Here is a 726-nt window from a genome sequence, read left to right as displayed (position 1 = left end):
TTTACGATTTAGTGGAACTGTGGGAGGAGGCACTCCAATTTTGGATTATGCCAAAAATAGTCTGAGAGGAGAACGAATAACATCTTTTGATGGAATACTAAATGGTACAACTAATTACATTTTAACAAATATGGCTAATGGAAACTCCTATGATGCAGCATTAAAGGATGCAAAGCAAAAGGGCTACGTCGAGGCAGATGAATCACTAGACCTTGATGGTCTGGATGCAGCAGCAAAACTAGTAATTTTAGCTAATTGGGTAATGGGAATGAAGGTAACCTTGCCTGATGTCAATAGAACAGGAATAAGAAATGTAACTACTGAAGATATCAAAAAAGCAGCCAAGAATAATTGCGCTGTAAAGCTTATCGCATCTTGTAACAAAGAACTAGTAGTATCACCTAAGGAAGTATCCATAGATGATCCTCTATGTGTTAATGGGACTCTAAATGCAATTGCATTTACATCTGAGCATTCTGGTACTCAAACCATCATCGGCAGAGGGGCTGGAGGAATAGAGACTGCAAGTTCCATATTACGAGATTTACTAGACATTAGAGCAGAGATATCAAAAGATTGAAGTCAAATTTAATTTCTAAAAGTGAATCAAGTGAGATGCTAAAGCAGATTACTTCAAGATGGAAGATGGAATTACCAAAAACCAAGAATCTCAAAGTTCACCATATTGTAGATGATGCACAGTTAATCATAGGCGATGGGTTCAAG

General features: G+C 37.3%; 1 pseudogene. It reads left to right on the top strand.

Going from position 1 to position 726, the window contains the following annotated elements:
• Positions 1-580, top strand: a pseudogene (locus C6988_RS10900) (homoserine dehydrogenase); the annotation flags it as partial.
• Positions 581-726 lie beyond the last annotated feature (146 nt).

The organism is Nitrosopumilus sp. b1 (genome assembly GCF_014078545.1).
Lineage (GTDB): Archaea > Thermoproteota > Nitrososphaeria > Nitrososphaerales > Nitrosopumilaceae > PXYB01.
This window is presented reverse-complemented; position numbering and strand designations above follow the sequence as displayed.